The sequence below is a fragment of the Microbacterium sp. LWH11-1.2 genome (assembly GCF_038397745.1).
GTDB lineage: Bacteria > Actinomycetota > Actinomycetes > Actinomycetales > Microbacteriaceae > Microbacterium.
The window spans coordinates 364,886-389,427 of sequence record NZ_CP151636.1 but is presented as its reverse complement, the minus strand read 5'-3'; the positions used below and the strand labels follow the sequence as shown (position 1 = coordinate 389,427).

General features: G+C 69.3%; 21 protein-coding genes. 8 read left to right on the top strand and 13 right to left on the bottom strand.

The genetic code is table 11. The annotated features are described in order from the left end of the window. Positions 1-80: 80 nt before the first annotated feature. The gene (locus MRBLWH11_RS01785; protein WP_243408813.1) at positions 81-1,370 is read right to left on the bottom strand and encodes an O-antigen ligase family protein; all 1,290 of its coding nucleotides are present in this window, start codon (positions 1,368-1,370) and stop codon (positions 81-83) included. Between the two features lie 114 nt (positions 1,371-1,484). Between MRBLWH11_RS01785 and MRBLWH11_RS01780 the strand changes: the two genes are divergently transcribed. Beyond that, the gene (locus MRBLWH11_RS01780) at positions 1,485-3,041 is read left to right on the top strand and encodes a Wzz/FepE/Etk N-terminal domain-containing protein (protein ID WP_116634173.1); all 1,557 of its coding nucleotides are present in this window, start codon (positions 1,485-1,487) and stop codon (positions 3,039-3,041) included. Positions 3,042-3,089: 48 nt separating this feature from the next. Here the strand turns inward: MRBLWH11_RS01780 and MRBLWH11_RS01775 are convergent, their stop codons facing one another. The 6 genes from MRBLWH11_RS01775 to MRBLWH11_RS01750 all read right to left on the bottom strand — a co-directional run bounded on the left by MRBLWH11_RS01775 (position 3,090) and on the right by MRBLWH11_RS01750 (position 11,841). Further along, a complete protein-coding gene (locus MRBLWH11_RS01775) occupies positions 3,090-3,806 on the bottom strand; it encodes a CDP-alcohol phosphatidyltransferase family protein (protein ID WP_243408814.1) in 717 nt (238 codons plus the stop codon). 5 nt (positions 3,807-3,811) lie between these two features. Beyond that, a complete protein-coding gene (locus MRBLWH11_RS01770) occupies positions 3,812-7,261 on the bottom strand; it encodes a fibrinogen-like YCDxxxxGGGW domain-containing protein (RefSeq protein ID WP_341946470.1) in 3,450 nt (1,149 codons plus the stop codon). A 29-nt stretch (positions 7,262-7,290) separates the two neighbouring features. Continuing rightward, positions 7,291-7,854, bottom strand: coding sequence for a hypothetical protein (locus tag MRBLWH11_RS01765; protein WP_116634175.1), 564 nt, complete (start codon positions 7,852-7,854; stop codon positions 7,291-7,293). A 198-nt stretch (positions 7,855-8,052) separates the two neighbouring features. Further along, positions 8,053-9,546, bottom strand: a complete 1,494-nt coding sequence (locus tag MRBLWH11_RS01760; protein WP_165807998.1) for a polysaccharide biosynthesis C-terminal domain-containing protein — start codon at positions 9,544-9,546, stop codon at positions 8,053-8,055. Next, complete coding sequence (locus MRBLWH11_RS01755; RefSeq protein ID WP_116634177.1) at positions 9,543-10,304, bottom strand: WecB/TagA/CpsF family glycosyltransferase; 762 nt, start codon at positions 10,302-10,304, stop codon at positions 9,543-9,545. Before MRBLWH11_RS01755 ends, MRBLWH11_RS01760 begins: the two co-directional genes overlap by 4 nt. A gap of 4 nt (positions 10,305-10,308) precedes the next feature. Then, entirely contained in the window at positions 10,309-11,841 is a 1,533-nt protein-coding gene (locus tag MRBLWH11_RS01750) for a sugar transferase (protein ID WP_116634178.1), read from the bottom strand. A 335-nt stretch (positions 11,842-12,176) separates the two neighbouring features. Between MRBLWH11_RS01750 and MRBLWH11_RS01745 the strand changes: the two genes are divergently transcribed. From MRBLWH11_RS01745 to MRBLWH11_RS01730, 4 genes are all read left to right on the top strand, one after another. Beyond that, on the top strand, positions 12,177-13,331 hold the full coding sequence (locus tag MRBLWH11_RS01745; protein ID WP_116634745.1) for a low temperature requirement protein A: 1,155 nt from the start codon (positions 12,177-12,179) through the stop codon (positions 13,329-13,331). A gap of 90 nt (positions 13,332-13,421) precedes the next feature. Further along, a complete protein-coding gene (locus MRBLWH11_RS01740) occupies positions 13,422-14,396 on the top strand; it encodes an intradiol ring-cleavage dioxygenase (RefSeq protein ID WP_116634179.1) in 975 nt (324 codons plus the stop codon). 204 nt (positions 14,397-14,600) lie between these two features. Continuing rightward, on the top strand, positions 14,601-14,888 hold the full coding sequence (locus tag MRBLWH11_RS01735; RefSeq protein ID WP_133192776.1) for a hypothetical protein: 288 nt from the start codon (positions 14,601-14,603) through the stop codon (positions 14,886-14,888). 139 nt (positions 14,889-15,027) lie between these two features. Beyond that, positions 15,028-16,146 carry an acyl-CoA desaturase gene (locus tag MRBLWH11_RS01730; RefSeq protein WP_207769928.1) on the top strand — a complete coding sequence of 373 codons (1,119 nt, stop codon included), beginning with the start codon at positions 15,028-15,030 and terminating at the stop codon, positions 16,144-16,146. A gap of 28 nt (positions 16,147-16,174) precedes the next feature. Here MRBLWH11_RS01730 and MRBLWH11_RS01725 read toward each other — a convergent pair whose 3' ends face one another. From MRBLWH11_RS01725 to MRBLWH11_RS01700, 6 genes are all read right to left on the bottom strand, one after another. Then, positions 16,175-16,798 (bottom strand): response regulator transcription factor, encoded by a 624-nt coding sequence (locus MRBLWH11_RS01725; protein WP_116634181.1) that lies wholly within the window; start codon positions 16,796-16,798, stop codon positions 16,175-16,177. Continuing rightward, the gene (locus MRBLWH11_RS01720; RefSeq protein WP_341946469.1) at positions 16,795-17,988 is read right to left on the bottom strand and encodes an ATP-binding protein; all 1,194 of its coding nucleotides are present in this window, start codon (positions 17,986-17,988) and stop codon (positions 16,795-16,797) included. Before MRBLWH11_RS01720 ends, MRBLWH11_RS01725 begins: the two co-directional genes overlap by 4 nt. Before the next feature lie 22 nt (positions 17,989-18,010). Next, positions 18,011-18,853, bottom strand: coding sequence for an ABC transporter permease (locus MRBLWH11_RS01715; RefSeq protein ID WP_341946468.1), 843 nt, complete (start codon positions 18,851-18,853; stop codon positions 18,011-18,013). Further along, positions 18,850-19,719, bottom strand: coding sequence for an ABC transporter ATP-binding protein (locus tag MRBLWH11_RS01710; RefSeq protein WP_341946467.1), 870 nt, complete (start codon positions 19,717-19,719; stop codon positions 18,850-18,852). The genes MRBLWH11_RS01715 and MRBLWH11_RS01710 overlap by 4 nt, the downstream gene beginning before the upstream one ends. Positions 19,720-19,864: 145 nt before the next feature. After that, entirely contained in the window at positions 19,865-21,235 is a 1,371-nt protein-coding gene (locus MRBLWH11_RS01705) for a cell division initiation protein (RefSeq protein ID WP_116634747.1), read from the bottom strand. Positions 21,236-21,457: 222 nt separating this feature from the next. After that, entirely contained in the window at positions 21,458-21,763 is a 306-nt protein-coding gene (locus tag MRBLWH11_RS01700) for a hypothetical protein (protein ID WP_116634185.1), read from the bottom strand. 128 nt (positions 21,764-21,891) lie between these two features. On the opposite strand from MRBLWH11_RS01700, the gene MRBLWH11_RS01695 reads away from it, so the two are divergent. The 3 genes from MRBLWH11_RS01695 to MRBLWH11_RS01685 all read left to right on the top strand — a co-directional run bounded on the left by MRBLWH11_RS01695 (position 21,892) and on the right by MRBLWH11_RS01685 (position 24,522). After that, entirely contained in the window at positions 21,892-22,173 is a 282-nt protein-coding gene (locus MRBLWH11_RS01695; protein WP_341946466.1) for a hypothetical protein, read from the top strand. Positions 22,174-22,305: 132 nt separating this feature from the next. Next, positions 22,306-23,628: a VCBS repeat domain-containing M23 family metallopeptidase gene (locus MRBLWH11_RS01690; RefSeq protein ID WP_341946465.1), complete on the top strand. Its 1,323-nt coding sequence runs from the start codon at positions 22,306-22,308 to the stop codon at positions 23,626-23,628. 48 nt (positions 23,629-23,676) lie between these two features. Next, positions 23,677-24,522 (top strand): transposase, encoded by an 846-nt coding sequence (locus MRBLWH11_RS01685; protein ID WP_116634188.1) that lies wholly within the window; start codon positions 23,677-23,679, stop codon positions 24,520-24,522. Positions 24,523-24,542 lie beyond the last annotated feature (20 nt).

The following is a 24,542-nucleotide window of genomic DNA, read 5'->3' as shown; positions in this document are numbered from 1 at the left end:
CTAACGATCGGTTGCACCATTGACTCCCCAAAGTCTTGGTCGATGCCACGCGCTCCCCTTCAGGCGTGACGGGCTACATCCTACCGGTTCGACGAGGGCGGCGACAACGTCGTTCTCAGCTCCCGCATGGCCAGCGCCGCGGCGGGGAAGGTGAGGATCAGGCCGTTGGGCAGCACGCCGTAGAAGAAAACCTCGACGAGGATCACGAGCTGCACGGTGTGCAGCACCAGCATCGCGGTGCTGCGGCCGCGGATCGTGGCGAAGTACATCCACACCAGGGCGCCGACGAAGCAGATCAGTGCGGGGAAGCCGTGCGAGAACATCACCATCCACAGATGGCCCTGCGTCCCGGCCGACGGCGCCCCGTCGGTGAACGAGGGGCGCGGTGCCCCGTAGCCGAAGAGCGGCGACTGCAGGGTGCGGACGAACGTCTCCTCGTAGAGGTTCGCGCGATCCTCCGTCGAGGAGCTCGTCTCGACGCGATCGGTGAGCTTGCTGCCCACGTCGAGGGCGATCGCGGCGACGGCCGCCACCACGCCGATGACGGTGAGCAGCAGCACCTGCCGGAGTCGGCCGGCCATCGCGAAGCGGAAGAACAGGTAGGCGGCGGCCACCGCGAGTCCGATGAACATGCCGCGGTTGAGGGTGAGGAAGGCCGGGATGAGCGAGAGCGGGATGGCGAGCAGCAGCAGCCAGAAGACCTTGCCGCGGCGGATGAGGGTCATGTAAGCGACCACCATCGGGAGAGTCACCGAGTAGACGTTGCCCCAGCCGTTCGTATAGAGGAACGGTGCAGAGGGTCGCGGATCGAGCGCGAGCCAGCTCTCGGGGTTGAACTGCGTCAGCCGCCGCACCACCATCTCGCTGATGAGCTCGTTGGCCTGGAGACCCTGCGGCAGGATGTACGACAGCGGCGTGCGAAAGGCGAACTCGGGTGCCATGACACCCGCGAAGCCGCCGAGGACCGCCCACAGCCAGAAGAGCGTCATCAGCCCGAGCACGTAGCGCAGGGTGAGCGTCTCCTTCGCGTTGTACACGTAGACGAAGACGACGGTGATGGTCGCATACAGCAGGGCACGGTAGACGAACCCGATGAGGCGGCCCGACGTGTCGATGCCGATGACCGACGCGCACATGAGGACCATGAACAGCAGCCAGATCGCGAAGCCGCGGGGGACCCGGATGCCGCCGCGTCTGACCATGAGCACGACCATGCATCCGGCCAGCGGGATCCAGGCCATCTCGGCGACCCCGAGACCCCACCAGAGGGGGAACAGTGCGAGCATCGCCGTGAAGGGCCACCGAGGCAGGGCGGCGCGGGCGACCGTCGACGGGGGCGTCGCACCGACGACGGCGAGATCCGTACGCACGCGTCCTCCGTTTTCACTCAGGCTCCGCCCCTAGGATAGGCCCACGGACACTGAAGAGGGCTGGGAGCCCGGGGGTCGACACAGGCGCGCTCGCAGTCGAGGGGAAGATCGTTGATGGACGAGGATCAGGGAAGCACGACGACGCTCGGATTCGAGCAGTACGTTTTCGTGCTCAAGCGGCAGTGGCGGGTGATCCTCGCCGCGACGGTGCTCGGGGGCATCGCGGCAGCGGGATATCTCGTGGTCGCGCAGCAGACCGTCACGGCCACCACGACGATCAACCTCAACGTGATCACGACCGAGCCGTTCAGTGCGCAGAAGGCGGCGTCCGGTCTGCTCGACGATGCGACCGAGACGGCCATCGCCCGTTCGCACGTGGTCGCCTCGCGCGCGTCCGATCTTCTCGACGGCGATCTCAGCCCGAGTGAGATCCGCGCCGCTTCCACGGTGACGACCTCGTCGGGTGCGGCTGTCGTCACGGTCGACTTCGATGCGGACAGCTCTGCGGAGGCCATCAAGGGGGCGGATGCCGTCGCCTCCGCGTACCTGTCCTTCCGCAGCGATCAGGCGCAGGAGCGCATCACGGTGATGGTGACCAATCTCACCGAGCGCATCGATGCGCTCAACACGACTCTCGGCGAGGCCAACCAGGCGCTCGTCAGCGCCGATGTGACCAGCGCCGCCTACGCGCAGGCGACGACGCAGCGCCAGCAGATCCTCACCGAGCTCGACGGACTGCTCTCGCAGCGCAACGGTCTGCAGAGCGTCGACACGACTGGCGGCATCGTCCTCTCGGCCGCCGAGGACAACGAACTCGGTTTCGCGCCGGGACGCACCGTGACCCTGCTCACGGGCATCGCCGCAGGACTCGTCCTCGGGCTCATCGCCGCGTTCGTCTGGAATCCCTTCGATCGCCGGCTGCGCAACGCCAAGGAGATGTCACGGGCGCTCCGGGCCCCGGTGTTCGCGACGGTCGATGCGCGGCGTGAAGACGTGCCGGCGCGCGGTGCCGCGGCCGATTCGCTGCGCGTCACCCGCGAGCGTCTCCTCGTCGACATCTATCTGGGCACGACGGTCCTGGTCATCGACGCGACGCACCGCACGGAGACGTCGCCGACCGCGGTCAACCTCGCGGTCGTGACCGCGCAGGCAGGACACGACGTGCAGTTCATCGTCCCGGAGGGCACGGACGAGTTCCACGAGCACCTGCGCGCGGCACTCGCGCTCGAGGAGGAGGAAGCCGGCACGGCGACCTCCGCGACCATCCCCTCTCTGCGCGTGTTCTCGGCGACCGACGAGGGTGACGAGTACCAGGGAGACCTGCTGCTCACCGATCAGACCTACGCGGCGATCGAGAACGCCGGCAGCGACGAGATCACGTTCCTCGTGCTCTCGTCGGCCGCTCATCCCGCGAGCATCCTCGCCGGTCTGCGGGTCGCGCAGTCGGTCGTGGTCGTCACGCGCGAGCGTGACACGACCACTTCCGAGATCCGCTGGATCAGGGAAGAGGCCGACGGGATCGACACGCGGATCCTCGGGGCGATCGCGGAGCGCGGCCTGCCGCGCGCGCAGCGCAAGGAGTCGGGCATCGCCTGGCCGTTCCCCGCACGCAGCGAGCGGGCGGCGACCCTGCGCCACGAGGCGCGCAACCCGGTGGCAGCGGACTCCTGACACACGCCGACGCGCCGGCCGTCCGATGGACGCGACCGGCGCGGGGGATCAGCGTGCGACGAGCTTGCGGTACTTGCGCCGCATCGACGCCGCCGTGTGCACGAGGTTGATCGCGAACAGGAGTGCGTAGACCACGGCGAAAGCGGGCGGGAACGCCCAGAGCGCGAAGCTCCAGCAGAGCACCCCGGTGTCGGTCGGCAGGAGGAAGAGCGACTTGCGCAGCCCGCTGCCCTCCTCGGCCTCGCCGCCGGAGTTGCGCACCAGCTGCTCGGCCAGGATCTGACTCATGAACTGCCCGACGCTCATCACGGTGAACAGCAGCGCGATGATCGCGACCCAGACGAGCTCCGGGCGGTGGAGCACGACCGCGACCGCCACGGTCAGGTGGATCGCCGGCGTGCGGATCGCATCGACCACGTGGTCGAGCCACTCGCCGGCCGGGCTCGATGTCCCGGTGAGGCGGGCGACCTGGCCGTCGGCGGAGTCGAAGACATAGCCCAGGGCCAGGAGCGCGGCCGTCAGCAGCGCCGACCACCACGTCGGACCTACGACGATCATCAGAGCCAGCCCGGCCGCCGACAGGATCGCGCTGATCGTGGTGACCGCGTTGGGGGTGAGCCCCAGCGCCGAGGATCCGGCAGCGATCCCACGGGCCAGCCGACGGTTCACCCAGCGGGTGTACGCGGGCACCCCCGCGCCGCTCTTCTGGGCGCGGTTGAGGTCTGCGAGGTACTCGCGGAAACCGGGCCGACTCTGTGAGATCACTCCCGTCATGATGTCACGGCGGACAGCTCGAAACTATGGCTCGGAGTCGAGCGGTAGTTCGAGTGCACCTCGACCGCGATCACGTTGGCACCCGCCACGAAGGCCGAGGCCGGGACATCGAACACGAACGGCGTGCTGACGGCGGCGGCAGCAGACACCGCGGCGTTCGCATAGGTGCCCTGCGTGACGGCACCCGCGTTCAGGTTCTTCCGTGCGACCTCGACGCCGTTGACGTAGACCACGACACCGTCATCGGCTCGCGTCGTCACGGTCAGCTTCGTGAAGTCGACCGACGAGAGCGTGATCGGGTGCCGGTAGTAGCTCGTGATCGGACGCGGGCTCAGCGTGGTGTCGAGCGGAGTCGCGAGCTCGGTGTGCCCCCAGCCGAACGCGCCGGTGCCGGAGGTCCAGGTCGAGGCGTCGAAGTCCGTCGCCGCCCAGTTCGCGGGCGTCGCGTCGTTCGAGAACAGGTACGACCAGGCCGAACCTGCCGCCACGACCGTGGTGACGGCGGGCTCCGGCTCGGGCTCCGGCTCGGGCTCGGGCTCCGGCTCGGGCTCGGGCTCGGGCTCTGCCGGCGGGGCCGGCTGGGTGCCGATCGTCGCCACGGCCTCGAGTTCGAAGCTGTGGCTCGGCGTGGTCCGGTAGTTCGAGTGGACCGAGGCCGAGATCACGTTGGTGCCGGTGGTGAACAGGTTGCCCGGCACGGTGATCGTCACGGGGTTCGCGAGCGCGGCGGCAGCGCCGACGGCGACGTTGGCATAGGTGCCGACACCCGCCGTCCCGGCGTCGACGTTCTTGCGCAGGACCTCGGTGCCGTTGACGTAGAGGACGATGCCGTCATCCGCGCGAGTCGTGATCTTCACCGACTCGACCACCGCGGCGTTCGCCACCTGGAACGTCTGCCGGTAGAAGGAGGCGAGCGGCTTCGGCGTGACGCTGGTCGTCAGCGTCGTGCCGAGGGTCGTCTGTCCCCAGCCGAGCGGAGCGGCGCCGGTCTGCCACGACGTGCTGTCGTAGCCCGGGGTCGTCCAGGCGCCGGTCGGACCGGTCGCGTTGTAGAGGTAGGACCAGTTGGATCCCGCCGCGACGAGCGTGGCCGTGGTCGGCTGCGCCGGAGGCGCCACCGCCGTCACCCCGGCCGTCGATGCTGAGGCGTTGCCCCGTGCGTCGATGGCGCGGACGAAGTAGAGCGTGTCGGCAGGTGCGGCGGGGAGCGTCGCCGTGGTGCCGGTCACCGTGGCGACGACCCGATCCTTGCGGAGCACCTGGTAGGCCGTGACGCCGCGGTTGTCCGTCGAGGCGCCCCACGTGAGGGCCACGCCGTCGGGCTTCGTGTTCACGACGAGGTTCGTCGGCGTCGTCGGCGCGACGATGTCGCGCTGACCGTGGCGGACGAAGCCGCCCGACCACTGCCGCACGTAGCCGGGCTGCGTGGAGTAGGTCCAGTCACCGCCCTGCCACAGAGTGCCGGTCGAGTCGACGAACAGGGCCCAGGAGCCGGCGCCGCGGTTGGTGTCGAAGTCGCCGTTGAAGCTCGGGATGCGCGCACCCGTCGAGGCGCTCCATGCGCCGGAGCCGTAGACGGCATCCGCAGCGGTCCAGGCCGTGCCGACCGGGTTCCATGTCGTCGAGCCGTCGTACTGCGTCTCGAAGCAGTGGCAACCGCCGTACACGGCGTTGCCGTCCGTCGCGATCGCCTGGAAGTCGCCGCCGGCGTTGCCGACGGACGAGCTCTGCAGCGTGAGACCGTCACGGGAGTAGCTGAACAGCGAGTGCTCGGATCCCCCCAGCCAGACGCGGTTGCCGACTTCGAGGACCGCCTGCTGGTAGCCGGTCCTGCCGCTGTTGCGGTTCGAGAAGACGACGGCCCACGGGAACAGGTCGGTGTTCGCCGTCGACATCGCCGCCGCCTTGTCGGCCGGGCGGGACTTCGACATCGTGAAGAAGCCGGCGAAGTAGGCGCGGTCACCCTGTGCGGATGCGTCCACGCTCATGACGGTGCCGTTGAACTCGGGGTTCCACGTGCCGTCGGGCGTGCCGTTGGAGACGTTGAAGCGCACGGCTCCACGCGTGTAGCTCTGCGTGGTGGAGGTGCCCCCGGTGGAGTGGGTGAAGACGCCGGCCGCGTAGAGCCATCCGCCCTGCACGTCGAGCGTGCGCACGACGGGGATGCCGCCGCTGAGCGCGTTGATGAGGCGGCCGGTGAATGCCGTGTCGATCGCACCCGTGGTCGCGTTGAGGACCACGAGGCCCGCAGCGTTCTGGCCGTTCACCTGGGTGAAGAACCCGCCGACCGCGACCCGGTTGCCGGGGAGCGGCGCGAGCGCCTTGACCTGGTTGTTGAAGGTCGGCCGGAAGGTCGGGATGAACTCGGCCGTATCGCGCTGGAAGGCCGCGAGGTAGGCCTGCGACTGCGCGCTGCCACCGCCTGCGGTCTTCTGCACGGTGGTGAAGTTTCCTCCGACGAAGACCGTGCTCCCGACCTCGGTGAACGCCGAGACCTCGTTGCTGCCCTCGGTCGAGGCGGCGCCGGCGCCGAGGCCGGCGACTCCCCAGTTCTGCGTCTGGGCGAAGCTGTCGACGACGGCCTGGTTCGCGATCGCGGCGGTGCCGGTCGCGGGGATGCTCTCGAACGACGCGGTGGACAGCTGCGGACGGATGAACACCTGGGTGAACGGTCGGGCGTAGCCGGTGTTGGTGTCCTTCGACCAGAGGTAGCTCGAGCTCGCGGGGTTGCCGCGGATGTTGCTGCCGAAGCCGAAGCCCATCGCCCAGCCCTCGGTCGCACCGGTGATGGTGCGGACGCGGACGTAGTTGTTGTCGTTGCCGAAGTTCGAGGTGTTGCCGCCGCTGCGGGTCACACCGCCCACCTTGTACTGATTGACGCGCTGCTCGTTGTTGAACATCCAGGTCCACTTGTCACGCGGGCTGGAAAACGTGAACGTGAAGTCCTGCCAGGTCGTGCCGGCCGTGTTCGTCGCACGGACCAGACGGACGCCGTCGGCGAGGTTCTTGATCGGCTGGTTGTTGGCCAGCTGATCGATCAGCTCACCGGACAGCTGGCGCGGCTTGAACGCCGCTTCGCCGGTGATGTCGGTGCGCACCTGCTCGGGCGAGCCCGAGCCGTTGGTCGACGTCGACCATGCCTCGCGGCCTCGTCCGACGAGCAGCCATCCGCCGCCGTTCGACGTCTGGTCGCAGTAGAACTGGTCGGCGGCGACCATGGCCTGCGTCTTGAGCCAGTAGACGCCGTTCTGCGACTGCGGGTTGCGCTGCTTGATCTCCCAGCACGACGCGGCGGCGGTGATCTCGGTCAGGCCGTCGGCCGTCGGGAGCGTGGGCTCTGCCGCCGTCGCAGCCGACACCGGAGTGAACAGCGCGGCGATCGTGAGGGCAGCGGTCGCCGCGGCGACCGCGATGCGGCCGGAGCGACGTGAGGTGGAGCGAGTCATTGCAGGGCGCCTTTCGTCAGCAGCCGTGTTCAGCATGTCGGGTCGTTGGGGAAGCCGTGGGCGGAGATCCGCCAGATGTCATCGGTTCCCTGGATGAGTGTGAAGAGGTGGAGCGCTCGGGGCGTCTTCGCCGAGTCGTCGCCGATCGGATCGCCGTTCGCGTCGAGCATCGTCACCGCGGACGAGTCGACGCAGGCGGTGATCTCCGCCGTCGGAGGTTCGGCGTCGGCGGAGAGGCTCGTGACCTCGGTCGACACCAGCGTGGGCGAGCCGTCGATGCTCCAGCCCTGCGAGATGAGTTCCTGCCACTGCGCCTCGACCTCGGCCGCATAGGCGTCGACCGCGACGTCCTTCAGTACGGCGGCCAGATCAGCCGACGTACCGGCGGTGCCGATCGGCGCGGCCAGCGCGGTCTGGATGGTGAGCTGCGCCTCGTCGGCGTCGATCTCACCGGCGACGGTCGGCGGCGCTGCCGGAGCGGGCGTCGCCGTCACGCTCGGCGTCGGCGAAGGTCCTGAGCCTGTCGCAGCCTGGTCGTCGCGGTTGGCGGTGAGCGCGAACGCGCTGATCGTCCCGACGACGGCGAGTACCACTGCCGCGATCGCTATCCATAGTGCCGTGCTGCGTTTTCTCGCAGCAGGCGTCCCCAAAACGTCGTTAGACATCCCCTGTTTTCCCCAGATTCTGATTTGCTCGTCCCACCGAGCGGCTTCTCATACGTAGAGACGAGAAGATTCCCCAGGCGGCACTCTAGCATGCCGGTGTATTCCGCACCAGACCTGTCTTCAGATCTATCGTGCGCCCGGGAGGCGCAGCTGATCCAGGTGGAGACGCCGGCGATCGAGACGGCACCACGTGAGGAACAGCGCGGCGCCGACCATGGCTGTGGCGATCAGGCCGAGCCACGTCGCGCCGAAGAGCAGTCGGAAGCCCGCGGCGGGGACGCCGATCGTGACGATGGCGACGACGAGCGGGTAGAGACCGGCGAGCGGCGACACCCGCAGCCCGAGGACGAAGCGCACCTGCAGGGAGGCGAGTGCTGCGTCGAGCGCGCAGGCGACCGCCCACGCGACGGCGGCGCCCGTGATGCCCCAGAGGGGCACGAAGAGATAGATGAGCGCCACGTTGACGGCGACGGCGACGGCCTTGTTCAGCGCGGCCAATCCGCTGCGGCCGCTCATCAGCAGCACGGAATGGATGTTGCCGGCGAGGAAGGTCACGATCGAGCCGACGGACATCACGATCAGGACGCTCTGGCCGTCGGCGAACGACTCTCCGAGCAGGGACAGCGCGACCGGGGCGAAGACGGCGAGGAGGATGTACACGGGCGTGCTGAACAGCACCAGCCACACGGTGGCCGTCCGATAGACGGATTCGAGCTCGCCGGTGTCCTTGCGGTGCAGCATCCGGCTGAACATCGGCGAGACGACCACGCGGAGCGCGGTGTCGACGATCATCCCGGCGGCGACGAAGCGACTCGCGGAGCCGTACACGCCTGCGGCGGCGGGGCCGGCGATCGCGCCGACGATGATCACCGCCAGCCAGATCAGCAGCTGCTCGAGCGCCGAGGAGACGACGCGGGGGAGTGCGTACTGCAGGGTGCGCTTGGGCACGTCGGATCGCAGGAATCCGGGCTCGCTCGTCCGCCCCAGCCGTCGGAGCTGCACGAGCATCACCGCGATCGCGGCGATCGCGGCGGGGAGCAGCGGCAGCGCCCAGGCGAAGGAGGCGGCGACCGCTCCGGCTCCCAGCCCGACCGCGACGGCGATGGCGATCGGGCGCAGGGTCGGGAGTGCCACGTTGCCGACCAGGACGTAGGCGTTCACCTTGCCGAGCGCCCGCGTCGCCGAGAGCGCGGTGAGCATGACGGAGGCGACCGGCAGGAACCAGACGATCGTCCGGAGCGCCGCGGCGACCTCGTCTCCCGGGGCCTGCGCCTCGACGATCAGGACGCCGACGAAGAGCACGGCGGAGCAGACCAGTCCGACGACGGCGGATGTGATCAGCAGGAACGCCCCGGTCGGCCGCAGCAGCTGCCGCTGGTCCTCCAACTGACGCGGAAGGATCCAGATCGCCGCCGAGTCCATCCCGAAACGCGCGACCCCGAGGGCGATCGTGAAGATGCCCACCGCCTGCAGCACGACTCCGGAGCCCGCGTCGCCGAGCAGCCGGCCGAGGATCACGATCAGCACGAGCCCCATGACGGCGCTCACCGCCGACCCCGCGAAGCTCAGCGCACCGCCGCGGGCGAGCTCGCCGCGCGGCGAGCTCGCGGCACCGCTCATGCCCTGGACCCGCGGAGTCTCTGCGTCGCGACGGCGGCCATGAACGACGGATTGCCCAGAAGGTACCGCTTCGCGAGTCGTCGGGGCTCGATGATGAGGCGCCACAGCCATTCCAGACCCCCGCGGATCATCCACGCGGGCGCGCGCTTGTTCGATCCGCTGAGCCAGTCGAAGAGGCCGCCGCAGGTGAGGACAGCGGGAGGCAGGCGATCGCGGTGAGCGTCGATCCAGAGCTGCTGCGCCGGATCCCCCATACCGACGAAGAGGATGCCGGTGCCGTGCGACCGCATGTCGTCGAGGACCTCGTCGATCCGGTCGGCAGCCACGTAGCCGTGGTGCGTACGCAGCCGCAGCCCGGGGATCTTCGCCCGGAGGATCGCCGCGGCACGCTCGGCAACGCCCTCTGCAGCACCGAAGAAGTAGACCGGGATGTCGGCATCCGCTGCCGCGCGCAGCACAGGCTCGGCGATGTCGGTGGTCGCGAGCCGCCCGGGGAGATGCCCGCCGAGCAGCTTCGCGGCCCACACGACGGACTGGCCGTCGGCGTACGTGGAGCCGTCGTCCACGAGGCGACGGAACCGCGGGTCCTTGCGAGCCAGGTTGCACACGTGCGCGTTGACGCCGACCGCCACGTCGACGCCGTCGCTCTTCGCCATCTCGAGCACGTGGTCGACCAGCGAGGCCTCGGTGAACGAGTCGACGCGGACGCCGGCGATGTCGACGGACTCAGCGACGGGTGCCGTGTTCCCTGGACTCATCCGTTCAGTATGCACCGCTCGGCTGCACCATCGCCTTGGCGGTGCGCCACATGATCTGCAGGTCGTTCATCACGGACCAGTTCTCCACGTAGCGGAGGTCGAGGCGGACGCTCTCGTCCCACGAGAGATCGCTGCGGCCGGACACCTGCCACAGACCCGTGATGCCGGGCTTGATGTACAGGCGGCGGAAGATGGTGCCGTCGTAGGCGGTGACCTCGCTCGGAAGCGGCGGACGCGGACCCACCACGCTCATGTCGCCGACGAGGACGTTCCAGAACTGCGGCAGTTCGTCGAGAGAGAGCTTGCGCAGGATCCTGCCGACGCGGGTCACCCGAGGGTCGTCCTTCATCTTGAACAGGAGTCCCGCGCCCTCGTTCGCCTCTTTGAGGGCGGCGAGCTGCTGCTCGGCGTCGGTCTTCATCGAGCGGAACTTGACGATCTTGAACGTGCGGCCGTCGCGGCCCACGCGCTCCTGGAAGAAGAACACGGGTCCGGGAGAGTCGAGCTTGATGAGCGCGGCGAGGACCGGAGTCAGCAGTCCGATCGGGATCAGCGCGACCGTGGCGACGGCGATGTCGAGCGCGCGCTTGAGCACGTGCACCCCGCCTTCGTACGTCGGGATCTTGACCTGGATGAGCGGCAGCCCCTCGACGGGCGCGAACGAGATCCGGGGGCCTGCGACGTCGGTGAGACGGCTCGACAGCACGAGCTCGGCAGCGGTCCCCTCGAGCTGCCAGCTCAGCTGCTTCACGAACTCGGGCTCGCCCTCGGGACGGCTGGCCACGATGATCGTGTCGGCTCCCAGCTCGGCGGCGACCGACGACACGGTGTTCACGTTCCCCAGAACGGGGAACACCGCGCCGTCGATCTCCACCTCGCGGGCATTGCCGTCGAGGAGCGTCGCGCCGACCACCTGGTAGCCGGACGCGCCGATCGGGTGCAGGGTGCGCACCACGTACTCGACGTCATCCCTGTTGCCCACGACGAGGGTCCGCGAGGCGAACCTCCCCTGCGTGCGTTGGGCCTGGAGCCAGTGGCGCCACAACCACCGGGTCACCAGAAGAGTCAGCACACCGACGGGCAGCCCCAGCAGCAGCGTCAGTTGCATCGACTCCCATGCGAGCAGCACCGCCACGATGGCGATGATCCCGAAGGCGAGCCCGCTGGCGTGGACCACGCCGCGGTACTCGGTGGCACTCGCACGGAACAACGCGGCGTCCCGCGTGTGCAGAGCACTGAGCATGAAGTACCAGAGAGCGGCGAGGGGGACGCCGTCTCGAAGGACCTCGAACCCGGTGATGCCGGCGCTCAGCTGGACCGTCGCGGTCAGGACGACGGCGAACAGGATGACGGCCGCATCCGTGATCCGCAGTCGCATCCGATAGCGGCGCTCCCACTGGCGACGTCTTTCCAGAGTCGCGGAGGCGCGAGGTGTGACCACCGTGCGCGTCACCGACTTGGTCGCTCTCGGAGCGGCGATCGGCAGGAAGACCGAGCCCGGACGAGAGATGCTCAGAGCATCCTCGACGGAAGTCATGCCGAGGCCCCTTGAGCCGTGAATGTACGCAAAAATCCCCAGTGCGACATGTGATTCCCCAGATTTCCCCAGACCATGAACCCCACGTTCACGGCAATCGTCTGCGTCCCGACCCCTCGGGTCCTGCTGGAACTCGGTGATCCCACTCACGGAGTGCATTTCGCCGTCCCACACGGCGGTCGCTAGCAGCAGGCACAGCAGACTTTGAACACTGTAGCGGATGGATGGCGTGAGCGGAAGATATCTCCGCCGAATGGACGTATCAATATTCCGGAGGGGGCTATCCTGGCGCGGTGACCGTGAACTCCGCCGCCTCGCGCTTCCAGCTTCGCACCATGCTGCCGCGCGATCCCGCCCAGCCGCACCGCACCGCGAGCACGCTGGAGCTGTTCTTCGACCTCGTCTTCGTCGTCGCCGTCAGCATCGCCTCGGCGCAGCTGCATCACGCCCTCAGCCACGGCGACTTCCTGCACGGCATCACCTCCTACGCCATGCTGTTCTTCGCGATCTGGTGGGCGTGGATGAACTTCACCTGGTTCGCGACCTCGTTCGACACCGACGACTGGCTGTACCGCGTCACGACGTTCGTGCAGATGGGCGGCGTCCTCGTCTTCGCGGCGGGGATCCCGCGGGCGTTCAACGAGGGGGACTTCACGGTCGTGGTGCTCGGCTACGTCGTGATGCGCATCGCGATGGTCGCGCAGTGGCTGCGCGCCTCCCGTTCGGCGGGACCGCTGCGTGCGGCGACGATACGCTACGCCGTCGGCATCGCCGCCGTCCAGGTGCTGTGGGTGCTTTTCCTGCTGGTGCCGGTCGGTCCCTTGCAGATCGTTGCCTTCGTGGTGTTCCTGCTGATCGAGATCGGCGTGCCGGTCTTCGCCGAGTACCGGCAGCAGACGCCGTGGCATCCGCATCACATCACCGAGCGCTACGGTCTGTTCACGCTGATCGTGCTCGGCGAGAGCCTGCTGGCCTCGGCGAACGCGATCATCGACGCGCTCGACGAGGTCGAGACCCTCGGTCCGCTGATCGCGATCTCGGTGCTGACGCTCGTGGTGACGGCATCCCTCTGGTGGATCTACTTCTGGCCGCCGCATCACCGCGCGATCAGCAGCTTCCGCAACTCCCTGCGGTACGGGTACACGCACTACTTCGTCTTCGCGGCCGCGGCCGCGTTCTCCGCCGGCATCGAGGTGGAGCTCGACGTGCTGACGCACGAGAGCCACATCTCCAACATCGCCGCCTCGTTCACCGTCACGATCCCGATCGCCGTGTTCCTGATCGGCATCTGGTGGATCGCGATCCGGGAGAACGCCGACCGTGTCGTGAACACGGTCGTCCCGGTCGGCGCTCTCCTCGTGCTGCTCGACCCCGTGCTTCCGATCCCGGTGACGCTCTCCGCACTGATCCTGGTGATCGTCGTCGTGGTGCTGGTCCTCCGTCCTCCGGTGCCGCGCGACTCCGTCACCGCGCCGCGCTCCGAGACATAGGAAGCCCATAGCCCGGGCAGAGCATCCTGATCGAGTGGTTGAGGACCATGGTGACGACCCACCATCGGTTCACTCGAGAGGAGCCCGACCATGAGCCGTATCCCCGAACCCATCCAGACACCCGACGGTCCCGCCTACGAGGGGCGGCTGCTCGATCGGGCCGACGAGGAGGTCGTCGACCAGGGCGTGGTCTTCGACATCGGCACGCTGATGAGCCGCCGCGGCATCCTCGGCCTCGCCGGGCTCGGTGTCGGCGCCGTCGTGCTGGCCGCCTGCGCGCCGGCCGCCTCCGGCGGGGCGACCGCGACGCCCACGCCGACCGTGACGCCGACGCCCACCGCCGGGGACGCGGTCGTGACGGGGGAGATCCCCGACGAGACCGCGGGGCCCTATCCCGGCGACGGCTCCAACGGGCCGGACGTCCTCGAGGACTCCGGCATCATCCGCCGCGACATCCGCTCGTCGATCGACGGGGCGGCGACGGCCGACGGCGTGCCGCTCACCATCGCCTTCCAGATCGTCGATCTGGCGAACGGCGGCGTCCCCTTCGCCGGCGTCGCCGTCTACGCGTGGCACTGCACGGCGCAGGGCGAGTACTCCCTCTACTCCTCAGGCCTGGAGGACGTCACCTATCTGCGCGGCGTGCAGGTGGCGGATGCCGACGGCAGGGTGTCGTTCACCTCGATCTTCCCCGGCTGCTACTCGGGTCGATGGCCGCACATCCACTTCGAGGTGTTCCCCGACGCCGCGTCGATCACCGACGCCGCCAACGCGATCGCGACCTCGCAGATGGCGCTTCCCGAGGCAGCCTGCTCGGCCGTCTATGCGCAGTCCGCGTATGCGGGGTCCGCGCAGAACCTGGCCCAGGTCACGCTCGCGGGCGACAACGTGTTCGGCGACGACGCGGGCGCCGCGCAGCTCGCCACCCTCAGCGGCGATGCGACGAAGGGGTACACGGCGACGCTCGTGGTCGGCGTCGACACGAGCACCACGCCGGCCGCCGGTGGTGCACCGGGCGGCGGTGCGGGGGGTCCGGGAGGAGGCGGCCAGCCGCCCTCGAACTGAGTCGGTGAGACGGAGGCGGAGGAGGGTGCGGCAGGGTCTGCTACACTGTTCATGCAACGTGTGTGCTGTGCCCCTCTCGGCCGCCACGTCGCCACTGATCAGGGCCATCACGGACCACGCACATCGATGCGCGCGGCATCCGCTCTGAATCTCACATCTTGCGGAGCGCCCACGCGTGCCCGCCACACAGCAATGAGCATCACCATGAGCACCACCACCTTCCCCCCATCCGATCCGTTGACCTGGAAGCAGGCCGACGCCGACGTGCACGTCGCGACCCGGAACGGCGAATTCGCCGGTTTCGTCGAGTTCGACGGCACCGCGCACCTCGTGCGCGACAACCACGGCACCGAGCTCGGCGCCTTCGACTCCCTCGATGACGCGCGCTCCGCTCTCGAGCGCCGCCAGCACGCCAAGGCCCCGATCGCGCAGGGCCGTGCACTCGTGCTTCCCCGTGCGTTCCGCCGTCGTCCGCGACGCGCTCGCGCCTGACGCCGAGCACACGGAAAGCGGCGCGTCAAGGGCCCCGGATGTATTCCCGGAGCCGTATGTGGGTCGGGCTATCGTGAGGTAAGCGTTGGGCAGTCGCCTTGGGCTTTCACAGCTCAAGGGCTCCGATCGACGGGAGAGCATCATCTCCATCACACAGATCGAAACGACCGCGGCAACGCTGGGTCCGATCCGTCAGACCTACGCCGGCAACGCGGAGTTCCCTCCGATGGCCCAGGCCTACAAGCAGGTCTCGCAGGTCGTGAAGGAGACGGGTCTCCTGCGTCGCGCGCAGTGGTTCTACGTCGCCGTCGCGGCCGGCATCGCCGTCGCCCTCGGCGGACTGATCACGGGCTTCATCCTGCTCGGCGACAGCTGGTTCCAGCTGCTCATCGCCGCAGGTCTCGGCATCGTGCTCACCCAGATCGCGTTCCTCGGACACGAGGCGGCGCACCGCCAGATCCTGACCACGGGGCCGGCGAACTTCAAGCTGGCCCGCATCGTGATCGCCAGCATCGGCATGAGCTACTCGTGGTGGGACTCGAAGCACACCAAGCACCACGGAAACCCGAACCAGGTCGGCAAGGACCCCGACATCGAGGTCGATACGATCTCGTTCCTCGAAGAGGACGCCGCGAAGGCGAAGGGCCTGATCAAGCTGATCACCCGCAAGCAGGGCTGGCTCTTCTTCCCCCTGCTCACGCTCGAGGGGCTGAACCTCCACTTCCTCGGTCTGAAGTACCTCACGACGACGAAGAACGTGAAGGGCCGCTGGACCGAGCTCAGCATCATCGCCCTGCGGTTCGCCCTCATCCTCGTGCCCGTGTTCATGATGCTCCCCCTCGGAATGGCGTTCGCCTTCATGGGCGTGCAGTTCGCCGTCTTCGGCGTCTACATGGGGGCCGCGTTCGCCCCCAACCACAAGGGCATGCCGATCATCGATCCCAAGGCCCGCCTCGACTTCTTCACCAAGCAGGTCCGCACCTCCCGCAACATCAGCGGCGGATGGTGGACGACCTGGCTCATGGGCGGCCTGAACTACCAGGTGGAGCACCACCTGTTCCCGAGCATGCCGCGGCCGCACCTGGCCAAGGCGCGCGAGATCGTCCGCGACTACTGCGCGGCGAACAACGTGCCGTACACGGAGACGAGCCTTCTGCGGTCGTACAAGATCGTGATCGACTATCTCAACCGTGTGGGGCTCTCCGCCGGCGCCGACCCGTTCGACTGCCCGGCCGTCGCGCAGTTCGGCCGCGCGTAGCCGCAGCGCCGGGCGCCGGGGCGCGGTCTCAGAGCAGACCGAGCTCCAGCGCCAGCGTGACCGCTCGGGTCCGGTCCGAGACCTCGAGCTTCTCGAAGACATGCAGCAGATGCGTCTTCACCGTCGCCTCGCCGATGAAGAGCTCGCGGGCGATCTCCGGGTTGCTCCGGCCGCGTGACACGAGGCGCAGCACCTCGAGCTCTCGAGGGCTGAGCGACGGGCGCGTCGACTCCTCCCGACGCATGCGGGTGACGAGCGTCGCCGCGATGCTGGGCGCCAGGACGGTGTGCCCCTCGGCGACGGATCGGATGCCGGCGACGATCTCGGCCTGGGGCGCGGCCTTGAGCAGATAGCCGCTCGCGCCCGCCTCGATCGCGCCGAGGATGTCGTCGTCTCCCTCGTGCGTCGTGAGCACGAGCACCCGCACCCCCGGGAGTCCCGAGGTGATCCGCGCGGTGGCGTCTGCGCCGGACACGTTCGGCATGCGCAGGTCCATGAGCACGACGTCGGGGCGCAGGGCCGAGGCCAGCTCGATGGCTTCGGCGCCGTCGGCGGCCTCGCCGACCACATCGATCTCGTCGTCCAGCGAGAGCAGGCCGACGATGCCGGACCGGACGATCGGATGGTCGTCCACGACGATGACGCGGATCATGCCGTCTCCTGCCCGACGGCGAGCGGGATGCGCACGGTGAGCGTCGTCCCGGAGGTCTCGCCGTCGCGCGCCTCGAGCGTGCCGCCCACGAGGGCGACCCGATCGCGCATGCCGGCGAGGCCGAACCCGCCGCCTTCACCGATGTCTCCGCCGTCAGGACGGGCGCCGCGCAGGCCGCGACCGTCGTCGGTCACGACCAGGACGGCATCGTCGTCCACGGTCAGCACGAGCGACGCCGCTCCGGCGGCCGCGTGCTTGCGCACGTTCGCGAGGCCCTCCTGCGCGCAGCGCAGGAGGACGACCTGGAGGTCTCTCGGGACGACGAGCGGCGAGGCGTCGACCGAGACCGGAAGGCCGGTCTCGCGGCTGAACCTCTCGCCGAGCCGCCGCAGCGCCTCGGCGAGCGACCCCGAGGGATCGGCCGCCGAGGACTCGACGACGACGAGGGCCCTCGCTTCGCGCAGCGCCTCGCGCGCGGCATCCTCGATGAGGGCGATCGCCTCCGGGGAGCCGTCCCGGCGGCTGCGCTCGGCGAGCATCACGATGCTGGTGAGGCTCTGCGCGATCGTGTCGTGCACCTCCCGGGCGAGGCGGGCGCGCTCGGCGGCGGCACCGGCCTCCCGACTCGCGGCCTCCAGCCCGTGCTGCGCCGCGGTGAGATCGGCGAGCAGGCGCTGACGCTCCGTGCCCCACTCGGCGATCCGCGTGATCCAGAGACCGAGCGCGACGCTGAAGGCCGCGGACAGGCCGGAGGTGACGACTCCGGCGAGCAGCATCCCCGGGCGGAAGCCGTCGGACGCGGCGTAGGCGATCGCGAGCACCACGGCGTTCAGCAGGGTGACGATGATGGACTGCCGGGTGGAGCGCGACGTCATCCAGATCAGCGGCAGCACGAGCGTCTGCAGCAGCATCATGGTCGGCTCGATCGAGGTGCCGAGCGCCAGCAGGACGACGAGGGCGGCCTGCAGCAGTCCCGAGACCAGGGGAGAGGGCTCCGGGCCCTCGCGGAAGCTCACATAGCGTCGGGCGCCGAACGCGTAGACGGCGGCGACGCCGCAGGCGGTGGCGACGAGCAGCCAGGACGAGCCCGGGAAGCGCGGCGGCAGGGTGAAGGCGAGGATGAGCGTCACGACGAACAGGGCCGCCGATGCGAGGTCCCATCCCACGCGCTCCGTGAAGGTCGTCCTCATGCCGACCACTCTTCCATCGATGTCAGCGATCGCGACGGATCCAGCGGAACGTGAGCCGGCTGAGCACCAGCCCCACGGCCAGCCAGACCACCAGCATCAGGGCGATGAGCCCGATGTCCCACGAGCCGCTCGTCTCGGCCACGCGGAAGGAATCGGGGAGGAACACGGACCGCATCCCCTGGGCGATCCACTTCACGGGAAGGACGCCTGCCGCGTTCTGCAGCCATTCGGGGAGCATCGAGAATGCGATGTAGACACCGGAGACGAACTGGATCAGCAGCACGATCGGGATCACCACCGCTGCCGAGGACTTGCCCGAACGGGGGACGGACGACAGCGCGATCCCGAGGAGGGTGCAGGCGATCAGCCCGAGAGCGAAGATCCAGGCGAAGCGGCCCCAGATCGCCGCGTCCGTCGGCAGCTCGACACGGTAGACGACGACGGCGACGACGATCAGCAGGGCGATCTGCAGGATCGCCGTGACGAACACCTCGCCGATCTTGCCGATGAAGTAGGTGACGGGCGAGATCGGTGTCCCGCCGAGGCGCTTCAGGGTGCCGTCGCTCTTCTCGGCCGCGATCTCGAGCGCGGGCGCCTGCACTCCGGACAGCAGGATGCCACCGGCGATGAGTCCCGGCAGGTAGTAGGTCGCCATGCTGACCTGATCCGGTCCCTCGCCGATGTCGCCCGTGAAGATGGTGGCGAAGACGACGTACATGAGCGTCGGGAAGAGGAACGTGAAGAAGACCTGATCTCCGGCCCGGAAGTACTGGCGCAGCTCGAACGGGATGCGCCGGACTCCCAGGCGGATCGTGCGGCCCGGACCGAACCGTGTCGGCGTCGTGCTCGTCGTGGTGGTGGTCATGCTGCCGTCTCCTCGATGCGCGAGTCGAACGCGCGGATCAGGTCGAGATAGATGTCCTCGAGAGTGGGGCGGACGACCTCGAGGTCTCGGGGCTCGCCGCCGTCGCGCTGCAGAGCGGCGACGAGCGCCCCGGGTTCGCCGGTGCGCTCCTCGCGCCGTGCCCCCGTGGGGTCGGTCCAGCGCACGAGCGGGATGCGCGACTCCGCTCCGCCGAGCTCGTCGATGCGTCCCATCGCGGCGATGGTCCCTCCGGCGATGACCGCGGCGCGGTCGCCGAGCTGCGCGGCCTCGTCGAGGTAATGCGTCGTGAGCAGGATGCTCGTGCCCTCGGCCTTGAGCGAGCGGATGAGCTCCCAGAACTGGCGGCGGGCTTCGGGATCGAACCCGGTGGTCGGCTCGTCGAGGAACAGGAGCTCCGGCCGGCCGATGATGCCGAGGGCCACGTCGAGCCGACGCTGCTGACCGCCCGACAGTCGTGCGGCCCGCGTGCGCTGCTTCTCCTCCAGGCCGACGGCGGCGATCACCTCGTCGACGTCGCGCGGCCGCGGGTAGTAGCCCGCGAACTCCTTGAGGAGCTCCCGCACCGTGAACGAGCCGGCCTCCCCGGTGGACTGCAGCACGATGCCGAGCCGCGCCTTCCAGTCCAGGCCGCCGTGCTGCGGGTCGACGCCGAGCACGCTCACGTCGCCGGAGCTGCGGTGGCGGTAGCCCTCGAGGATCTCGATCGTCGTCGACTTCCCCGCGCCGTTGGGGCCGAGGAGCGCGAATGTCTCGCCGCGCTCGATGTCGAAGCTGATGCCGTCCACCGCCGTGAAGTCGCCGTAGTCCTTGCGGAGGTCGCGGACCTCGATCACGCTCTCTGTCATGCATCCCAGACTGCCGGGTGCGCAGCCGTGGGCGGTAGCGGTGGACCGGCGGATCACGGCATCCACCGATCGGTGGATGCCGACAGGACGAAGAAGAGGTGCGCGCGGTCACCCGCGCGCACCTCTTTCCGATCGTTCGACGGCGTCAGCGCTTGCTGCTCTCCTCGGCGTCGACCACGTCGATCGTGATCTTCTCGAGCGGGCGGTCGTCGTCGAGCTCGTCCTCGAGCAACTCGTCTCCGAGGAACTCGTCGTCGGCCACCTCATCGTCCGCGTTCTCTGCCGGAGCGCTCTCGGCGATCTCCGCGGGGAGGGCCTCGTCGGAGAAGATGCCGTCGGGGCGGATGAGCTCGCGCACCTCGGCCATGAAGCTCGTCAGCTGCTGCTGCTGCCAGCGCAGCTGACGGGCGCGGTCTTCCGCATCGCGCAGCACGGCCGTGGTGTGACCGGTGACCGACTCGACGATCTTCTGCGACTTCACACGGGAGCGATCGAGGATCTCGCGGGCCCGCACCTTCGCGTCGGCTTCGATCGCCTGCGCCTGCGAGCGCGTCAGGTGCTCGTAGTCCTCGGCCCTGGACGAGATGCGCTGGGCGTGCTCGAGCGATGCCGCCACCTGCTCGTTGGCATCGTTCGTGATGCGCTCCGCGTGGGCCACGGCCTGGTTGTGCAGCACGAGGAACTCCTGCTGCGCGTCATCCTGGCGGCGGCTCAGCGTCTCCTCGAACTCGAGGACGCGCGCGTTCATGTCGCGCACCTCGCGCTCGGCATCCGCGCGCAGCTGGGTCGTCTCGCGGGTGACGAGGGAGCGGAGCGCGGCTGCGCCCTTCTCCGCCTCGGTGCGGATCGCGGTCGCCTCCTGCGCGGCCTGGTTCACCTTCTCGGCGGCGTGCGCGGCCTCGCGCTCGATGCGCGCCTCGTGCGCCGTGTACTCGGTGTCCATCTTCAGGCGCACCTGATCGGCGTCGCGCTGCGCCTGCGCGGTGATGCGCTCGGCGTCGGCCTCGGCCTCGGCGCGCTGCGCCGTGACCTCTTCACGAGCCGAGGTCATCAGGCGATCGGCCTGGACGGCGGCGTTCTGGATCAGGACGTTCGCCTGCTCCTCGGCCACGCGGAGGATCGCCTCGAACTGCTGGCGGGACGGCGCTTCCTTGCCATCCGGCTGCGGGGCGTCGACGAGTTCCGAGGTGAGGGTCGCGATCTGCTGCTCGGCGTCGGAGGCCTTCGCCGCCGCGGCGCTGAGCTCGCCCTCGAGCGCCTCACGGGCCGCGCGCTCCTCGTCGCGGATGGCCTCGACGGCCTCGGCCTGGGCGGCCTTGGTCGCGGCGAGGTCGGTCGTCAGCTGCTCGATCTGGGTGCGGAGGGTGCTGAGCGCAGCATCGACCTCGCCCTTGTCGTAGCCGCGGAATCCCACGGTGAAGGCCGCCTGCGGCTCACGCGGGTTGGTCTCGATCAGCTGATCGAAGAAGTCGGGGGACCGCTCGTCGCGATCGGTGCTTCCGGAGGATTCGCTCATGAGCTGCAAGCCTTTCTGGCGAGGCCACGTCGCGGAGCTGCAGCTCCGTCCCGCCGAGCGGGGAACACGTGGACCGTGGGGGGAGGTCGTATGGGCTCACGCCGCGGCCGAGACCTGGCGGAGGTCAGGCCGTGCGCGGGCGCGCATACAGCCTAGTTCCGTCTTCCGCATCGTGCGCGCTCGGTTTTCCGGGCGGTGAGGGCGGCGACCTCCGCCGTGTCGTCAGCGAGGGTCGACGAGGTGGTCCAGGACCAGTTCTCCCGTGGCGTTGAGGGCCTTCATCATGTCGGCGATCAGGTGCGGGTCGACCGCGGGCGGGTCGGCGCTGTCGAATCCGAACTGCAACGGGATCGCCGGGTGGATCCATACGGTCGCGCGCTGGTCCTCGCCGCCGTTGACCGGGCGCCACGTCATCATGAAGCTCTCCTGGCGGCGGAGCTTGGTCGCGATCACGATCTTCAGATGCGCCAGGGTCTTGTCCTCGATGAGGATCGGATCCGAGGTGCCGTCGTACCGGAGTCTGCCCATTCATGAACCGTACACCCGAGCAGGTCCGTCGGTGCATGCCCGGGAATGGTCCTGCGCGCAATCCCCTTCTGCGGCGACCGCCGGCGGTCTAGTGTCGCCGGATGACGGAGAACGGGGAGGCGAGTGGAATGAGTGAGATGCGGACCATGGTGCGCACCCAGGTCACGGTCAACGACGTCGGGTACTTCCTGGCGCAGGGACAGGACGTCGACGACCTGAAGGGGGAGATCGAGTCGGCCGTGCGGGCCGGTCCGCGCTTCGTCGAGTTCATCGTGGTCGGGAACCGCTCGGTGAGCGTGCTGGTCTCCGCCGCGACCCAGGTGGTGATCTCGGTCGACACCGTCGAGTACGACCACCGCGACAACGGCGATGACAGCGCGCCGTTCGGGGGCACGTTCGACCTGCTCTGACCGAGGCGATGCGCGTCAGGGCGACACCCGCGGTCCCCGGCCGAGGCTCGCCGATCGGCCGCACCTGCCCTGGTACGGTGACGGCGGAGGACACTGCGTCCCTGGGGCCGACCGAGCAGAGAGAACGTCGAGATGAAGCGAGCATCCCGTTGGCGTCTCGTGCGCGTGAGCGCGGTCACCGCGATGGTGCTGGTCGTCGGAGCACTCGTGCCCTCCCTCTCCGGTGGAGCCCCGGCCGCAGCGGCCACCGACGGGCAGATGATCTTCCCCGCCTCGGGCAACATCCAGTCGATCGTCTGGGACGGATGCCTCGGCGACTACCGTCCGCACGAGGGGATCGACATCACCGGGCGCGGAGGAGATCCGATCCTCGCCGCGTACGACGGAGTGATCAAGACCCGCACGGCCAACAACGGCTACGGGAACTACACCGACATCGAGCACCCCGGCGGCTATGTGACGCGCTACGCCCACATGGTCGCCCCCGGATGGTACCCGCCGGGCACCGCGGTCGTGCGGGGCCAGCAGATCGGAGTGGTGGGCAAGACCGGGGCGACCACCGCCAATCACCTGCACTTCGAGGTGCGGTTGAACGGAGCGGTCTACACGGCGATCAACGGCGGCTTCACCTGCCTGAGCGACGTGCGGCGCGGTGACCCGATCCCGCTGTTCTTCCCCGGCCTCGGCAGCGACAACGGCTCCGTGGTCGCCTCGGCCGACTACACCGGCGACGACAAGGCCGACCTGCTGACGGTCGCGGGCAACGGGGACGTCCAGCTCCGCGCCGGCAACGGCGCCGGCGGGTTCCAGAAGACCGCCACGTACGTCGGGTTGGGCACCGTCCGGCGCCACTTCACGCACACCGACCTCAACGGGGACGACAAGGCCGACATCATCGCGGCGCGATCCGATGGGGCGCTGGAGTACTTCGCCGGCGTGGGCAACGGAGGGTTCCAGGCGGTCGCGGTCGTGGGCAACGGCTGGTACGACATGCTGCACGTGACATCGGGCGCGGACTACACCGGAGACGGCAAGCAGGATGTCATCGGCGTCTCGGCCGCCGGAGTCATGACCATCTTCCGCGGCTCCGGGTGGGGAGGTTTCGCGACGCCCTACGTGACGCTCGGCGGCGGCTGGGAAGGGTTCCATTTCCTCGTCGGCGGAGACTTCGACAACGACGGGCGCGGTGACATCATCGGGATCGACGACACGGGCACGCTCTACTTCTATCCCGGCGGCGTCAACGGGTTCGGCGCACGCCGCACGGCCGGTGCCGGATGGCTGGAGTTCACCGCCCTCACCGGCGGCGTCGACTACAACGGCGACGAGCGCGCCGATCTGCTGGGACGCACTCCCGCGGGAGAGCTCTTCCTCTATCCGGGCAATGGCAAGGGCGGCTTCAACGCCCGCACGCTCGTGGCCGCAGACGCCGCCGACTACCTGTCCATCGAGTAGCGTTCCCGATCTCCCGGGCGGACGGGGTCGTCCGCGTATCGTGGGCGCATGGCCGATCCGACTCTCGAGGAGATCGCGGCCGGGCTCTGCGCCGGCCCACCGGAGGACTTCGTGTCCGCACGCAACGCCCGTGCCAAGGAAGTGGGCGACGCCGCCCTGTCCGCGCAGATCCGCGCGCTCCGCAAGCCGTCGATCGCGGCCTGGGTCGTGAACCTGTTCGCCCAGGAGCGCGCGGGGCAGCTGGACCAGGCGCTGCAGCTCGCCGCCGAGCTCCGTGAGGCACAGGACGATCTGGATGCCGCGACGCTGGCGAAGCTCGGCAGGGAACGGCGCACGCTCACGCGACGGCTGGCCGAGACCGCGGCGGAACTCGCGGGTTCCCGTGGCGAGCGCATCACCCCGGCGACGCTCGAGGCCGTGGAGCAGACCATCTCGGCCGCGTTCTTCGACCCCGGTGCCGCGGCGGCGGTCGCCTCGGGGCGGCTGACCCGCGCCCTGGAGCCCACCGGAAGCGCGGATGACGTGCGCGACGCGGTGGCCGGCGAGGTCACCGCGCTCCCGGCCGCTCCCGCGCGCCCCGCGGATGAGCTGCAGGCCCGGCGGGTGCGCCGCGATGCCGAGCGACGGGTCGCCGCTGCGGAGAAGGAGCTCACCACAGCCGAGCGTGCGCTGGCGAAGCAGACCACGGCGCTGGAGGCGCTCCGCTCGCGCGCCGCCGAGCTGTCCGAGGAAGAGGCCGACCTCGAGGCCCGACTCGCGAAGGTGCGGAAGGAGAGCGACCGCGTGCAGCGGGAGACGCCCGAGGCCGAGGCGACGCAGGCGAAGGCTCAGGAGCAGGCGGATGCCGCCGCTGACGAGGTCGCCGAGGCGCGACGCGCGGTCGAGGAGCTGTAGCGGGGCGCTCCGACGCGGGA

Bases quoted from the DNA above. Each gene is read 5' to 3' on its own strand.
- MRBLWH11_RS01695 (WP_341946466.1), top strand. From the start codon at position 21,892: ATGAGTGAGATGCGGACCATGGTGCGCACCCAGGTCACGGTCAACGAC.
- MRBLWH11_RS01760 (WP_165807998.1), bottom strand. From the start codon at position 9,546: ATGAGCGGTGCCGCGAGCTCGCCGCGCGGCGAGCTCGCCCGCGGCGGT.
- MRBLWH11_RS01735 (WP_133192776.1), top strand. From the start codon at position 14,601: ATGAGCACCACCACCTTCCCCCCATCCGATCCGTTGACCTGGAAGCAG.
- MRBLWH11_RS01690 (WP_341946465.1), top strand. From the start codon at position 22,306: ATGAAGCGAGCATCCCGTTGGCGTCTCGTGCGCGTGAGCGCGGTCACC.
- MRBLWH11_RS01750 (WP_116634178.1), bottom strand. From the start codon at position 11,841: ATGACTTCCGTCGAGGATGCTCTGAGCATCTCTCGTCCGGGCTCGGTC.
- MRBLWH11_RS01755 (WP_116634177.1), bottom strand. From the start codon at position 10,304: ATGAGTCCAGGGAACACGGCACCCGTCGCTGAGTCCGTCGACATCGCC.
- MRBLWH11_RS01705 (WP_116634747.1), bottom strand. From the start codon at position 21,235: ATGAGCGAATCCTCCGGAAGCACCGATCGCGACGAGCGGTCCCCCGAC.
- MRBLWH11_RS01745 (WP_116634745.1), top strand. From the start codon at position 12,177: ATGCTGCCGCGCGATCCCGCCCAGCCGCACCGCACCGCGAGCACGCTG.
- MRBLWH11_RS01725 (WP_116634181.1), bottom strand. From the start codon at position 16,798: ATGATCCGCGTCATCGTCGTGGACGACCATCCGATCGTCCGGTCCGGC.
- MRBLWH11_RS01720 (WP_341946469.1), bottom strand. From the start codon at position 17,988: ATGAGGACGACCTTCACGGAGCGCGTGGGATGGGACCTCGCATCGGCG.
- MRBLWH11_RS01685 (WP_116634188.1), top strand. From the start codon at position 23,677: ATGGCCGATCCGACTCTCGAGGAGATCGCGGCCGGGCTCTGCGCCGGC.
- MRBLWH11_RS01710 (WP_341946467.1), bottom strand. From the start codon at position 19,719: ATGACAGAGAGCGTGATCGAGGTCCGCGACCTCCGCAAGGACTACGGC.
- MRBLWH11_RS01700 (WP_116634185.1), bottom strand. From the start codon at position 21,763: ATGGGCAGACTCCGGTACGACGGCACCTCGGATCCGATCCTCATCGAG.
- MRBLWH11_RS01780 (WP_116634173.1), top strand. From the start codon at position 1,485: ATGGACGAGGATCAGGGAAGCACGACGACGCTCGGATTCGAGCAGTAC.
- MRBLWH11_RS01715 (WP_341946468.1), bottom strand. From the start codon at position 18,853: ATGACCACCACCACGACGAGCACGACGCCGACACGGTTCGGTCCGGGC.
- MRBLWH11_RS01770 (WP_341946470.1), bottom strand. From the start codon at position 7,261: ATGACTCGCTCCACCTCACGTCGCTCCGGCCGCATCGCGGTCGCCGCG.
- MRBLWH11_RS01740 (WP_116634179.1), top strand. From the start codon at position 13,422: ATGAGCCGTATCCCCGAACCCATCCAGACACCCGACGGTCCCGCCTAC.